The following is a 13,398-nucleotide window of genomic DNA, read 5'->3' as shown; positions in this document are numbered from 1 at the left end:
GGCAGGGTTTCGCCGTTTGCCAGATTCCTAGAGGTGTCTGACCCGATGTATCAACGCGTCCGGCAACACGTCTGGCGAGAGGAAATCCTCGCCTGGAACCGCGTCAGTTTCGAACCCGGGGTCTTCGGCGGGTGGGCCACCTCGGTTTTCCGGTGGCGGTGCATTGTGAGCGTACACGCTGTTGGGGTGGTTATACGCCCAGACGTGCATCACCCACGGTGTCCGGCACGGTTCGTCCAGTAGCTCGCTGAACGAGGGGTTCGAATGCACCAGCCAGTACTTTTTCCAGGAGGAGACGCCCGGTGCGCCAGTGTGGGCGTGCCACGGGAGGCACGGGTCGGTCTCGTTGTCCTCGTCACCGTACACGGCCGGCGGTGGCTCGATGCGATCGCCATCGCGTGTGGCGATGAACATTACGCCGATCGGTCGCCACCATCGGTGGTCGACGAGAATCGACTCTGGTCGCTGGGGGTCGAGGACGCCGTCATCCCCGATATACTCGGGATTGAGCCAGTGTGACCAGTCGCTCTCACCTTCCGCAGTCAGGAAGTCGAAATACGGGATGTACCCCTCGTCGATGAGCGCGCCGACCGTCGGATAGTTCGTTGCCAGCGACTCACTGACCGCCTCTTTGATGGCCTCCGTTTTGGGATGGTCGTCCGCGCAGCCTTCCTTCCCGTGCCCATCGTAATGGTCCATCGCCGGTTCGAGTGTCATGTCTGGACAGGGATTCGAAATGGGGTCGTCCCCACCACCTAACAACGATGAACCGAGGCCGACGGAGCCGAGTGTTCCCGCTGAGCGCTGAAGCACGTCCCGCCGAGATATTTCGAACGGTGCCATTGTGTATCACGGTGTGTCACCTGATACAATATTCGTTATTGACACTTACGTGCGGAGACAGTGCCGTATATCGGTTGTCACGTACGATGTCGCCGCCAACTGGTCCAAATAAAATCCAATCTAACATTCGCGAAAACCCTGGACAGGGGCAGGTTGTGTTACCTCTCGTCTCACTCTGTACTCCGGTGGGAACCGCGTTAGCGGGCGAAAAAAGCTGTTTGAGTCTGTTCAGTAGGCCAGTGCGCGTCCGTCGGACTGTTCGAGTCCGACAAGTAACGCTGTCGTCATCTGGACGAACATGGCAGTCAGTGCGACGAAGAACATCACGATAGCGGCAGTCATGAGCAGTTCACTGGTGACAATTTCGCCGACGAGCGCCACCAGAACGGCGAGTATCTGAATCGTGAGCAGGTTGTTGAGTGAATCCATTATTGTAATTGCAAGAACGTCCTCCAGGGTAATAGGACGTGCGCGAGGCGTGTCGTCAGGAGACCTGGTGGTTCGTTTCGTGGTATCACGAGTCTGACTCTCAAAAGGAGCGTCGAGAATGGATCGGTGATCCCGATATTACGGGACGTAGGGTCAGCGCTGTCCGTCCGGCACCTTGGTCAGCAGTTCGGCCACGTCCTTGATATTCCGGGTGTCGATGAGCAACTCGGCGGCCTCACGAAGCGCGAACTCCGCCTCGATGTCGACACCGTAACACGCCGCGTACAGTTCCAGCCAGTCGTTCATCGCCGACTCCAGCGCGTGGTACGGCTCCGGCGGGAAGTGGACCATGTGGCGACCAGTCCGTGCTTCGACGAACAGCGAAATCGCGGGGCCGGCGCCCTCCCGCAGGAACTCCATCGCCCGGTCCTCCGCGGGGGGATCGGTCGGAGGTTCGAAGGCCGTCTGCTCGGCTTCGACCCGCTCGGAGAGGTCCCAGATACGCTCGGTAAAGCGGGTCTGTGCGTCCATGTTAGCCCTGTTTGTACTCGACGCCCTTGCCACCAGCCGGGTGTTCCCAGTGGGTGTCTGCAACGACAGCGCAGGTCCCACACTCGACACACGGCTGCGTGTCGAGGCTGACGACCTTCTCCTCGCCGCCGTTGGTCTGAATGGTCTCCTCGCGGTAACAGCCACCGCCGAAGTCCTTGGCGCTGACCGGACATGCTGTGACCGCCGTGCCGCTGGCGTCCCAGCTGTTGTCCTCTAGCTCGATGTGGGGGTCGCCCACGTTGTAGGTCAGGTCGCCGATGCGGTCGTCCAGTTCTGGTGGCTCGACATCGTTGGTTCCAGTGACGCGCGTCCCCATGACTTCGCCGACCCGCGTCGGAATCGTCACGTAGGACATCTTCGTGTCGGGAATCATCCCGAGCGCGAACGGCGAGTTGAATGACTTCTCCATCAGGCCGAGTTTGCCGGCGGCTTTCAGCCCGGCAGACCCGACCGGCGAGTTCAGCACCGCGTTACCGACCTTGTTGACGATGCTACTCTCGGAGAGAGCCCTCGTCGCCCGATAGCGGGTCGGGCGCAGTTTGGCCATCACGCCCTCGTCTTCGAGTTTCTGCTCGTAGAGCTGGCCAGCGTTGGATGCGTCACCCCGGGTCTTCGCCTCGTGGTAGGCTTCGGCAGCCAGCCCACCAGCAGTCACGGCGTGGTTCATCCCCTTGATAATCGGACCCTGGGCCTGCATCTGACCGGCGGCGTCACCGACCAGCAGGAGACGGCCGCGGTGTGGCGAGGGATGGGCCACCTTCTTCGAGTCCGGCACCAACTTGGCTGAGTACTCGCGTTCTTCGTACTCGCCCTGGAACCACTGATCCAGCAGCGGATGGGTGAGCAGGTTGTCGAGCAGTTCGTGGGGTTCGGCCTCCTCCTCGGAGATGGAATCGAGGTGGAACACCGTCCCGATAGAGAGGGACTCCTCGTTCGTGTAGAGGAAGCCACCGCCCCGGACACCTTCGAAGAGGTCACCCGAGAACAGGTGGGCAACGCCGTCGTCGGGGTGGACGCCGAAGCGCTCGTTGATGACGTCCGGCTCCATATCGACGACGGCCTTGACGCCCTGGAACCAGTCGTCGGGCTCGTCCCAGTCCATCAGTCCCGCATCGCGCGCGAGTTCGCTGTTGACGCCGTCGGCAGCGATGACGACATCCGCGGTAATCGGGTCGATTTCGTCGCAGGTGACCCCGACAATCTGGCCGCCTTCACGCAGCAGGCCGTTCACGCGGACGTTCGTCAGCAGCCCACCGCCCGTCTCGCGCGTCATCTCGTGGACGCGGTCGGCGAGCCACGAGTCCATCTTCCGCCGGAGAACGGCGTCACACCACTCCGTGTCGCTGTGGTGAATGTCGTGGAGGTCGAACGTCTTGACCTTTCGTCCGGAGACGTTGTGGATGTAGTACTCGTCGACGGGCCGTTCGGCGGCCTCTTCCCGGAAGTTCGGGAACAGGTCGTCGATAGTGTACGGCGAGGACTGCTCGGCGTAGATGAGCCCTCCCGAGACGTTCTTCGACCCGGCGTCGACACCGCGTTCGAGGACGAGCGTCTCGACACCCTGGTTTGCGAGCGTTGCTGCCGCCGCTGCGCCGCCGGGACCGCACCCGACCACGAGCGCTTCGTAGTGTTCGTAATCCTCAGTCATCACTTACCTCCGCGACTGCGTCTGCGAGTGTTCCCTCTTCGAGCGCGTCCGTCAACCGCGGGAGCACCTCGAAGAGGTCTCCCTGGATGTAGTAGTCCGAGAAGTCCTTGATGTCGGCGTCCGCGTCCGTGTTGATGGCGATGATGGTGTCCGAGTCGTCCATCCCGACCTTGTGCTGGACCGCGCCGGAGATACCCGCCGCGATGTAGAGGTCGGGTTCGACCTCCTGCCCGGATTCGCCGATTTGCCGTTCCATCTGGACGTACTGCTCGACGTGACCGTCGAACTGGTAGGATGCAGTGAGCACACCACGGGAGAGACCAAGGTCGGCCTCCTCGAACTGGTCGACCAGATCGACACCGAGTTCGATACCCTTGGTCGGGTCGTCGGCGATGCCACGACCCATCGCGACGATTACCTCGTTCCCGGTGAGGTCGACACCGTCGTCGAGTCGGTCGAACTCCGTCACGTCGACCTGGAACCAGTCGTCGGGCAGGTCCAGGTCGTGTTCGACGATTTCGCCCTCCCGGTCGTGGTCGGGGTCGGGCATGTCGAAGGTGCCCGGAATGACCGACGCACCCTGCGGGTGGAAGTCCCGGTGGGGCTTGTCGATACACAGAATCGTCGAGTACTCGAACCCGGAGAAGTCCGGTCGGGGCATGTGGAGGACGCGCTCGAACTTCTTCGAGTCACCCGGCGTACCGGTCTTTGCCGGGTTCGAAATCATCGCATCTTCGATGTAGAGGTCCGAACAGTCCGAGGCCAGCCCGGAGTCGAGTTCTCCCTGCACCAGCGCCGAGAGGTCTCGGCCGTTGTTCGTCGCCGGGAAAATCGTGTAGCGGGGTTCGTGGTAGTCCCGCCAGTCGGCCTCCCAGTCTCGACACATGTCGACGAATATCTGGGTGTACGGTTTGTGTCGGAACCGCGTGAGTCGGTCGTCGTCGTGGTAAACGACGCGGTCGGCTCCGTAGGCGACCGCGTCGTCAGCCAGTTCACCGACACCGTCGCCGATGAGTACCGCGACAACTTCCTCGGGGTTGCCGTCTTCGTCGCCGCCGTACCCCTCTTCGGAGTTGTACTCGGCCATCAACTGCTGGGCTTTCCCCAGCATCTCCTTGGACGTGGTCGTGAGTTCGCCCTGCTGCGTCTCACAGTAGACCCACATGTCCCGGTAGCTGCCACCGGACGTTCCCTCGATGTACTGTTTGTCCGCCGTGGGGTGGTCGAGGTCCGGATACTTCTCCTCTGGCGGGACGTACTCGACTTCGATCTCCTCGTCGCCGTCGTCGCCCTCCAGCGACTGGATGCGGTCCTCGATCTGGGACTTTGCACCTTTGCGGTCCTGCCCCTCTTTCTCGCGTTTGAGCAGATCCTCCAGCACGTCGACGTCGTCGACGTCCCGGACCATGTTCGCGATGTCCGCGATGGTCAGCTCCGTCAGGTCCGCGCTGGCGGGATCTTCGCCATCCTCGTCGTCACCGGCGACTTTCTCCAGTCGGTCCTCGATGAGCGTGACGACCGGTGCGCGTTCCTCGCCGCCCTTCTCCAGGGCGAGCATCTCTTCGAGTTCCTGTTCGTCGTCGATGTCCTTTAGTTTCGGTCCGAGCTCCGCGATGTCGTGGTCTGTGGGGTCGATGTCCGGCATTCAATCACCTGCCGCGAACGGTTGCATCTCGTCGAGAACGGCTTCCATTCCGTCCTCGTCGTCCGGTTCGATGTGCTGTGCCTCCCGCTCCGAGGGGGCTTTCGGAATCGGGTCGACACCCGAGACGATAGTCGGGGAACCGTCCAGACCGATGAAATCGGGGTCCAGATTCAGGACCTCGTGGTTCCACATCGAGAAGTTCTCCCAGTCGGTCATCTCCTTGTCCGACCCGTCCGCCAAGTACTCGGCGAACTCCTCGGCTCGCTCCTGGGTTTCAGCTCGGAAGTCCTTGTGCCGGAGTCGGTGTTCGGCCTTCCGGTAGGTCGGCTCGAACTCCGGGTCGGCGACGACGAAGGCGGGGAGGTCCGTCTCCACCGTCTCGATCTCGGAGATGTCCCCTTCGACGAGTCGTTTCGCGCGCAGCGTTTCCGCCTCCTCGTCGATGTCGAGCGCGATGACGTGCGTGATGAGCGGATAGTCCGGCAGGTTGTCGTTGATGTTGAGACACCACTCCGTCTGTGGGCCGGTGTGGCCCGTCTCGCCGTCTGCCGTCTTGAACCCGGCAAAGATGATGTCCGGGTTCTCCTCCATCTGGTCGATGCCCGTCGCGACGGTCATCGCCGTCGCCCACGTGTCCGCAGCACCCATCTCCCGGTCCGAGAGGAGATAGAGGTCGTCCGCGTACACGTCGCGCATCCCCTCGTGGAGAATCTCCGCGTAGCCCGGTGGACCCATACTCATTAGCGATACCTCTCCGCCCTGTCTGACTTTGGTTTGCAGCGCTGCCCGGAGTGCGTACTTGTCGTTGGGATTCATCACCGTGGGAGTCTTCCCACGTTCGAGGTGGCCGTCCTCGTCGAACGACACCTTTCCCTCACGAAAGTCCGGAACGCCTTTTGTCAGGACTACACTTCGCATTGATATCACGTACCGTGTGTGAGTTGCACTTCCACATTCACCTAATTGTTTCGTAATGACCCGTACGTTACCGTTTCACAGACGGGACCGATAGCAGAAACTGGACGGGGGCGAACCTGAGAACGAAAAGTCGTTCAGATCCGGCCAGCGCGGCTCGGGTCGACGTCGATCGCGTCGACCGGGCAGACGTCGACACAGAGCATACAGTCGATGCACTGGTCTTCGTGTGCCGGGTCGGCCTTGATTTCACTCTCGGGGTGGCCGGGCGTGTCGACCCACTCGAACACGTCCACCGGGCAGTCCTCCAGACACGCGCCGTCTGCGAGGCAGATGTCGAAGTCGACGGCGACGTGTGTCCCGTGGATACCCTGCTTCTCTTCGGTCGGGTCCTCTCCGTCAGGTGTCCAGACGCGGTGTCCCTCGTGGCGGTCTACTTCCTCGTACGTCTCCTCGAACTCCGGGTCGATTGCCATGGTATTTAATATCATATCGGGTAGATACTTAAACCTTGGACAGAAGGCAGCCGCCGTGGGGGAGTTTTCGGCCGGCCTAAGAGCGTCTCGGGCGTTTTCTCCGTCTCAGGGGTGGGCGTAGTACGCCACCAGGTCGTACTCGTCGTCGCTCTCGTCGTCACCGTCTGCCGCTCCAAATCTGTCCAGACGGGCGAACCCGACGCGCTCGAACTGAACCAACTCGTCAGTTTCGTACTCGCCGATACCGGGTTCCGCGTAGCCGTCCACGTCGCCTTCCATCGTCCGAAGTCGCGTCTCCAGGCTGTCCGCGGCCGGCACCCAGTGAATCACGTCGACTTCACCGTCCCGAACGACCTCGATATCGTCGCCGGTGTACTCGAAGGCGTCGCGAGTGTGTCGAACGCAGCCGTAGCCTTTCAGCCAGACGCGCTCGCCGTGGGGCGGCAGGTCCTCGGATTCGACCAGCACGCCGCTCTCGACGGAAATCGTCCGGTCGCCCCAGTCCTCGTGGTTGGGGTGAACCGGCGGATGACCCTTTGCTGGGCCGCCGACGACCTGGCGTTCGACGGCCCCACCGCCGTGTTCGTCGTCGTCGCGGACGAGGAACGCGCGGTCGGTCTCCTCGTCGACGATGTCGCGGTTGTTCGCGTAGATGCTCGACATCGCCAGGTCGACGTTCGACGTGGAGGTTCCGAGTCCGACCATCGCGTCGACGATGGCCTGCCCGCGAATGCCGCGGCGGCGGAGACTTGCCACCGTGGGTGCACGCGGGTCGTCCCAGCCGTCGAGGTCGCCCGCTCCGACGAGTTCTGCGATAGTCGAGGAGCTGAGTTCAATATCGTACTCGTCGACCTGGACGTGCCCCCAGTGGAGGACTTCGGGGTACTCCCAGCCGAAGTAGTCGTAGACGAACTGCTGGCGCTTGGCCGAGTCCTGGAGGTCGATGCCGCGGATGATGTGGGTCATCTCCGTCAGGTGGTCGTCGATACCGCTCTGAAAATCCAGCATCGGCCAGCAGCGGATTTCTTCGGCCTCTTCGCGAGGGTGTGGCGTGTCGACCATCCGGAACGCGACCCAGTCTCGGAGTGCGGGATTCTTGTGCTTGATGTCGGTCTTCACCCGGAGGACCATCTCACCGGCGCTGTACTCGCCGGCGACCATCTCGTCGAACTCCGCGCGGACGGTGTCTACGTCTTTGTCGCGGTGTGGGCACGGTTCGGCGCTGTTCTTCAGATTCGAGAACTCCTCCTGCGGACACGAACAGGTGTACGCGCCGCCTTCGTCGATGAGCGCCCGGGCGTGTTCGTAGTAGATGTCGACCCGGTCACTGGCCTTGAGAACGTCGTCGGGTTCGAAGCCGAGATACTCGATCGCGCCGAGAATGGCGTCGTAGGCGTCCAGGTCGGGACGCTTGGTCTCGGGGTCGGTGTCGTCGAACCGGCAGATGAACTCCCCGTCGTAGCGCTCCTTGTAGGTGCCGACGACGGCCGCCATCCGCGCGTGGCCGATGTGCCACGGACTGTTGGGGTTCGGGGCAACGCGCATCCGCACTTCCCCCTCCTCGGCGTTCGTCAGGTCCGGGAGGTCGTATTCGTCCTCCTCGTCTTCGCTCTCCAGTTCCTCGACTTTCTCCGGGGCGAGTTCCGCGAGTCGCTCTCGCTTCTCTGCGTCGTCCATCCCGTTGACATCGGTGATGACCGGACCGATGACGCCCGGAATTTCGTCGCCGTGTTCTCGGAACTCGGGGTTCTCGCCCATCATCGGGCCCATGATAGCTCCGACCTGTGCGTCGCTGCCGTGCTTGAGCGCGTTGAAAAGCGCCGCTTCCTCGGCGGCCTCCTCGACGCGTTCGCGTACGTCGTCGTCCATTACCTGCCCGTGAGAGGCGGGGCGTGAAAACTGGGTCGGTCGACACCAGCGGCGATGCTCCTGTACGTTGGCTTACACCCATCGCTGCAGAACTCTCTCAGTCGGTCGGTTCATTGTTCGTCGAATTCGCAGTTGACCGCCAGCGGTGGCAGCCGGCGCGAATATATGGGACAGCAGTTAGTGTGTCGTCCTCGGCGGCGAGGTGGCTGCCGAGTGCGACGTGGCTCCGGCGTTACTCCTCGGTGAGGAGTTCGCGCAGCACTTTGTGGAGGACGCCGCCGTTCTCGATGTACTCGACTGCGGCCGGCGTGGACACCTGTGCGGTGACGTCGAACTCGGTGGTCTCGCCGTCTCGCGGCTCCTGACTGTCGCCGCTCGTCTGTTCCGAGGCGCTGTGCGCCTCACGGGCAACGACGGTGAGTTCGTCGTTCATCTCGAGGCCGTCGTCGAGGCCTTCGATGGAGTACACTTCGGTGCCGTCGAGACCGAGTTCTTCCCAGCCCTCGCCCTCTTCGAACTGCAGGGGCAGGACGCCCATGCCGAGCAGGTTGTCGCGGTAGATGCGCTCGTAGCTCTTGGCGATGGTGGCACGGATGCCAAGCAGGTCGGTCCCCTTGGCTGCCCAGTCACGGCTGGAACCAGTCCCGAACTCGATGCCGGACATGACGATGAGCGGCGTGTCGTCGTCGCGGTAGCGCTCGCTCGCCTCGAAGACGGTGGTCTCCTCGCCGGACGGGAGGTGCTTGGCGTAGCCGCCCGTCTTCCCGTCAAGCATCTCGTTTTCGATGCGGACGTTGGCGAAGGTACCGCGCATCATGACTTCGTGATTGCCACGGCGGGAACCGTACGTGTTGAACTCGTGTGGTTCGACGCCGCGCTCTTTGAGCCACTGGCCGGCGGGCAGGTCCTCACCGAACGGCCCGGCCGGGCTGATGTGGTCGGTGGTGACCGTATCGCCAAGCGCCATGAGACAGCGGGCGTTGGCGATGTCCTCGACACCAGGCTCTTCGAGCGGGAAGTCTTGGAAGAATGGCGGCTCGCGAATGTAGGTGGACTCGTCGTCCCAGTCGTAGACCTCGCCAGTCGGTGCGTCGAGTGCTTCCCAGCGCTCGTCGCCCTCGTAGACGGAGGCGTACTTCTCCTCGAACATCTCTGGGGAGACGCTGTTGTGGACCATGTCGTGGAGCTCCTCGGTGTCCGGCCAGATGTCCTCGAGGAAGACCGGTTCGCCCTCGTCGTCGTGACCGATCGGCTCCTCTTCGAGGTCGATGTCCATCCGGCCGGCGAGGCCGTAGGCGACGACCAGCGGCGGGCTGGCGAGGTAGTTCGCGGCGATCTTCGGGTGGATACGAGCTTCGAAGTTCCGGTTGCCGGAGAGAACGCTCGTCGCCCAGAGATCGTGCTCGTCGATGGCGTCCTCGATGGGGTCCTGGAGCGGACCGGAGTTACCGATACAGGTCGTACAGCCGTAGCCGACGACGCTGTAGCCGAGTTTCTCCAGGTCATCCATCAGACCGGACTCTTCGAGGTAGGCCGTGACGACGCGGCTCCCGGGTGCGAGGCTCGTCTTCACGTAGTCGGGCACGTCGAGGCCGTTCTCGACGGCGTTGCGGGCAAGTAGCCCGGCAGCGAGCATGACCGACGGGTTCGACGTGTTCGTACAGGACGTGATTGCGCTGACGAGGACACTCCCGTGGCCAATCTCGACTTCCGTCCCATCGTCGAGCGTGACGGGGACTTTGTCGCCGAGTTCGAGGTCGTGCTTGACGGGTGCTGCGCCGTCGGCCTGGACGACGCCCTGTTCTTCGAGCAGGTTCGGGAAGTGCTCGTCGAGGTCGCCCATCGGGATGCGCGCGTGGGGCTTCTTGTGACCCGCGAGGCTCGGTTCGACAGTACTGAGGTCGAAATCGACGGTTTCGGTGTATTCGGGCTCCTGTTCGCCGTAGAGGCCCTGTGCATCCAGGTACTCTTTGACGAGTTCGATGTGGTCCTCGTCACGACCCGTGAGCTCGAGGTATTCGAGCGTCTTGTCGTCGACCGGGAACATGCTGATCGTCGACCCCTGCTCGGGTGCCATGTTCGAGATGGTCGCGCGGTCGGCGACGGTGAGCTCCGAGACGCCCGGGCCGTAGAACTCGACGAAGCGGTCGACGACGCCCACCTGACGAAGCTTCTCGGTCAGGTGCAACACGAGGTCGGTCGCCGTCGCGCCCTCGGGGAGTTCACCCTCCAGACGGACACCGACGACTTCGGGCAGGCCCATCGTGATGGGCTGGCCGAGCATCGCGGCCTCTGCCTCGATACCACCGACACCCCAGCCGACGACGCCGATGCCGCCGATCATCGGCGTGTGGCTGTCCGTCCCAACGAGGGTGTCCGGGATGAGCCACTCGTCGCCGTCTTCTTCGCGCCGGTGGACGACCCGTCCGAGGTGTTCGAGGTTGACCTGGTGGACGATACCGGTTCCCGGCGGGACGACCTCGAAGTTCTCGAAGGCCTGCTGTGCCCACTTGATTGAGCGGTAGCGCTCCTCGTTGCGCTCGTATTCGAGTTCGACGTTCTTCTCGTAGGCGTCCTCGTCACCGAAGTAGTCGACCTGAACACTGTGGTCGATGACCAGGTCACACGGGATCTCCGGTTCGACGATCGACGGGTCCCGGTCTTTGCGGTCGACCGCAGACCGCAGTGCTGCCAGGTCGACGACAGCCGGCACGCCAGTCAGGTCCTGCAGGACGACGCGCGACGGCTGGAAGGGAAGTTCGACGTCCGGGACGTCAGGTCCCCAGGAAGCGGCGTTGCGGACGTCGTCGGTAGTGATGTTCTTGCCGTCCACGTTCCGGAGGACAGATTCCAGCAGAATCCGGATGCTCACCGGGAGTTTGTCGAGCTCACAGAGCCCTTCTTCCTCCAGAACGGTGAGGTCTGCCATCTTGTATGTTGTACCATCGTGTTCGAGTTCACGAACCGCTCCGAATGGATCGCTTTCTCCCATACTTACCTGGTTTTTATATCCTGATTATATATCTGGTCCGGATTCCGTCTCTTCCTTCGAGTCGACAAAATCAGCTAGTTACGCTCTCTATACCGACATTTTTCGCCGGTAGAGAGGGTTTTGCTATAGTAACAACTGAAACGATTTACACAACAATCACACCGCACTCGTGCGCTTGTATGCGCAATGGCTTTCAGTGGCTACTATAGTGGTGGGACTTTCCCACTGCCCAGTCACGGCGGGAGTTGTCCCACGACGATTTGGTACCGTACTCAAGTGGGTTGCAGTCGACGTGCCGGTATGCGTCTTCACTGGCACCGTCGCGACTTGCGGGTGGCCGACAATCTGGCGCTCGAAGCAGCCGACAACGCGACCGTTTCCGTGTTCGTTCTCGACCCGTCGGTCCTCGACCACGCCGCGCCGCCACGCGTCGCGTTCCTGCTCGACGCCCTCCAGTCTCTGCGAGAATCCTACCGCGAACGCGGGAGTGACCTCGTCGTGGTTCAGGGCGACCCGACAGAACTCCTGCCGGCACTCGCTACCGAGTACGACGCCGACACTGTGACGTGGTGCAAGGATTACTCTGGGCTGGCCCGCGAGCGTGACGCCGTCGTCCGGCAGGCACTCGACGACGCCGGTATCGACCGCATCGCCGTCCACGACGCAATCCACCACGAACCCGGTGCAATAACCACCAACGACGGCAATCCGTACAAGGTGTTTACGTACTTCTCGAAGAAGTGGCACGACCGGCCGAAGGCGGACCCAGCGGACCCTCCGGCCAGCGACGACCTGGCCTCGGTCGCCGGCGACGACATCCCCACGCTCGCCGACCTCGGATTCGACGAACCGGAGGCGGCAATTCCACCGGCTGGAACGGCGGCCGCCCGCGACCTGCTGGCAGACTTCTGTGCGGGCGACATCTACCGGTACGACGCCCGGCGGGACTATCCCGCGGACGACTGCACCAGCCGACTCGCTCCACATCTCAAGTACGGCACTATCGGCATCCGGGAGGTCTACGAGGAGACTGAAGCGGCGAAATTCGACGCCGACAGCGAGGCCGGGCGAGAGTCCGTTTTCGAGTTCCAGGACCAGTTGGCCTGGCGAGAGTTCTACGCGCAGGTGCTCTGGGACCGGCCCGACGTGGTCACGCAGAACTACAAGGAGTACGACAAGCAGATTCAGTGGAACGACGACCCCGAGAAACTACAGGCGTGGAAGGACGGCACGACAGGGTATCCAATCGTGGATGCGGGGATGCGCCAGCTACGCGCAGAGGCGTTCATGCATAACCGGGTTCGGATGATTGTGGCGTCGTTCTTGACCAAGGATCTCCTCATCGATTGGCGGAAGGGGTACGACTGGTTCCGTCGGAAGCTGGTCGACCACGACACCGCCAACGACAACGGCGGCTGGCAGTGGGCTGCCTCGACTGGGACGGACGCCCAGCCGTACTTTCGCATCTTCAACCCGATGACACAGGGTGAAGATTACGACCCTGACGCCGAGTACATCAAAGCGTACGTTCCGGAGCTGGAGGGTGTTCCGGCCGATACGATTCATTCGTGGCACGAACTCGATTCAGGAACACGAAAGATGCACGCCCCCGAGTATCCAGGGCCAATCGTCGACCACAGCGAACGGCGCGAGGAGGCTATCCAAATGTTCGAGAGAGCGAGGGGCGACGAGTGACGCGAGGCCGACCGCAGGGAGGCCTCGGTTTGGACGAGCGGCGACGGTAGGAGCCGCGAGCAAGCGGAGCGAAGGAGTCGACCCTCGTAGTGGAGCGGGGAGCGTAGCGAGACGTGAGCGACGCGAACGTCTCGAAAATGCGAACGGGGACGGCAGGACCCGTGAGCAAGCGAACCGCGAAACAGCGCGCGTTACCGAACAGTCCGAGCGAAGTGAAGAGGGCCACAGATCGAAACCGTAGTGACGAGTCGCAGACGGCGGATATACCCGCCCGCCGTCTGTCGGTCCCCAGGTAGCCCCTTCCTCAACCTTTAACAGCCAGCCAGCCGATACA

General features: G+C 62.6%; 10 protein-coding genes. 1 reads left to right on the top strand and 9 read right to left on the bottom strand.

Features of this window, described 5'->3' with window-relative positions:
• Nucleotides 1-27: 27 nt before the first annotated feature.
• From WDJ60_RS05600 to acnA, 9 genes are all read right to left on the bottom strand, one after another.
• Nucleotides 28-843, bottom strand: a complete 816-nt coding sequence (locus WDJ60_RS05600; RefSeq protein ID WP_340099114.1) for a hypothetical protein — start codon at nucleotides 841-843, stop codon at nucleotides 28-30.
• 228 nt (nucleotides 844-1,071) lie between these two features.
• A complete protein-coding gene (locus WDJ60_RS05595) occupies nucleotides 1,072-1,272 on the bottom strand; it encodes a hypothetical protein (RefSeq protein ID WP_340099113.1) in 201 nt (66 codons plus the stop codon).
• Between the two features lie 153 nt (nucleotides 1,273-1,425).
• Nucleotides 1,426-1,803: a DUF8055 family protein gene (locus tag WDJ60_RS05590; protein ID WP_340099112.1), complete on the bottom strand. Its 378-nt coding sequence runs from the start codon at nucleotides 1,801-1,803 to the stop codon at nucleotides 1,426-1,428.
• A 1-nt stretch (nucleotide 1,804) separates the two neighbouring features.
• Nucleotides 1,805-3,472: an FAD-dependent monooxygenase gene (locus WDJ60_RS05585; RefSeq protein WP_340099111.1), complete on the bottom strand. Its 1,668-nt coding sequence runs from the start codon at nucleotides 3,470-3,472 to the stop codon at nucleotides 1,805-1,807.
• Nucleotides 3,465-5,117 carry an electron transfer flavoprotein subunit alpha/FixB family protein gene (locus tag WDJ60_RS05580; RefSeq protein WP_340099110.1) on the bottom strand — a complete coding sequence of 551 codons (1,653 nt, stop codon included), beginning with the start codon at nucleotides 5,115-5,117 and terminating at the stop codon, nucleotides 3,465-3,467. The genes WDJ60_RS05585 and WDJ60_RS05580 overlap by 8 nt, the downstream gene beginning before the upstream one ends.
• A complete protein-coding gene (locus WDJ60_RS05575; RefSeq protein WP_340099109.1) occupies nucleotides 5,118-6,035 on the bottom strand; it encodes an electron transfer flavoprotein subunit beta/FixA family protein in 918 nt (305 codons plus the stop codon).
• Between the two features lie 134 nt (nucleotides 6,036-6,169).
• Complete coding sequence (locus tag WDJ60_RS05570) at nucleotides 6,170-6,508, bottom strand: 4Fe-4S dicluster domain-containing protein (RefSeq protein WP_340099108.1); 339 nt, start codon at nucleotides 6,506-6,508, stop codon at nucleotides 6,170-6,172.
• A gap of 105 nt (nucleotides 6,509-6,613) precedes the next feature.
• Nucleotides 6,614-8,377 carry a glutamate--tRNA ligase gene (locus WDJ60_RS05565; RefSeq protein ID WP_340099107.1) on the bottom strand — a complete coding sequence of 588 codons (1,764 nt, stop codon included), beginning with the start codon at nucleotides 8,375-8,377 and terminating at the stop codon, nucleotides 6,614-6,616.
• 232 nt (nucleotides 8,378-8,609) lie between these two features.
• Nucleotides 8,610-11,369, bottom strand: coding sequence for an aconitate hydratase AcnA (acnA, locus tag WDJ60_RS05560; protein ID WP_340099106.1), 2,760 nt, complete (start codon nucleotides 11,367-11,369; stop codon nucleotides 8,610-8,612).
• A 300-nt stretch (nucleotides 11,370-11,669) separates the two neighbouring features.
• On the opposite strand from acnA, the gene WDJ60_RS05555 reads away from it, so the two are divergent.
• Nucleotides 11,670-13,064, top strand: coding sequence for a cryptochrome/photolyase family protein (locus tag WDJ60_RS05555; protein WP_340099105.1), 1,395 nt, complete (start codon nucleotides 11,670-11,672; stop codon nucleotides 13,062-13,064).
• The last annotated feature ends 334 nt before the right edge of the window (nucleotides 13,065-13,398 follow it).

Source organism: Salinibaculum salinum (assembly GCF_037645885.1).
In the GTDB taxonomy this organism is placed as follows: Archaea; Halobacteriota; Halobacteria; order Halobacteriales; family Haloarculaceae; genus Salinibaculum; species Salinibaculum salinum.
Note: the sequence above shows the minus strand (reverse complement) of the source record. Positions and strands in the feature narration are given on the sequence as shown.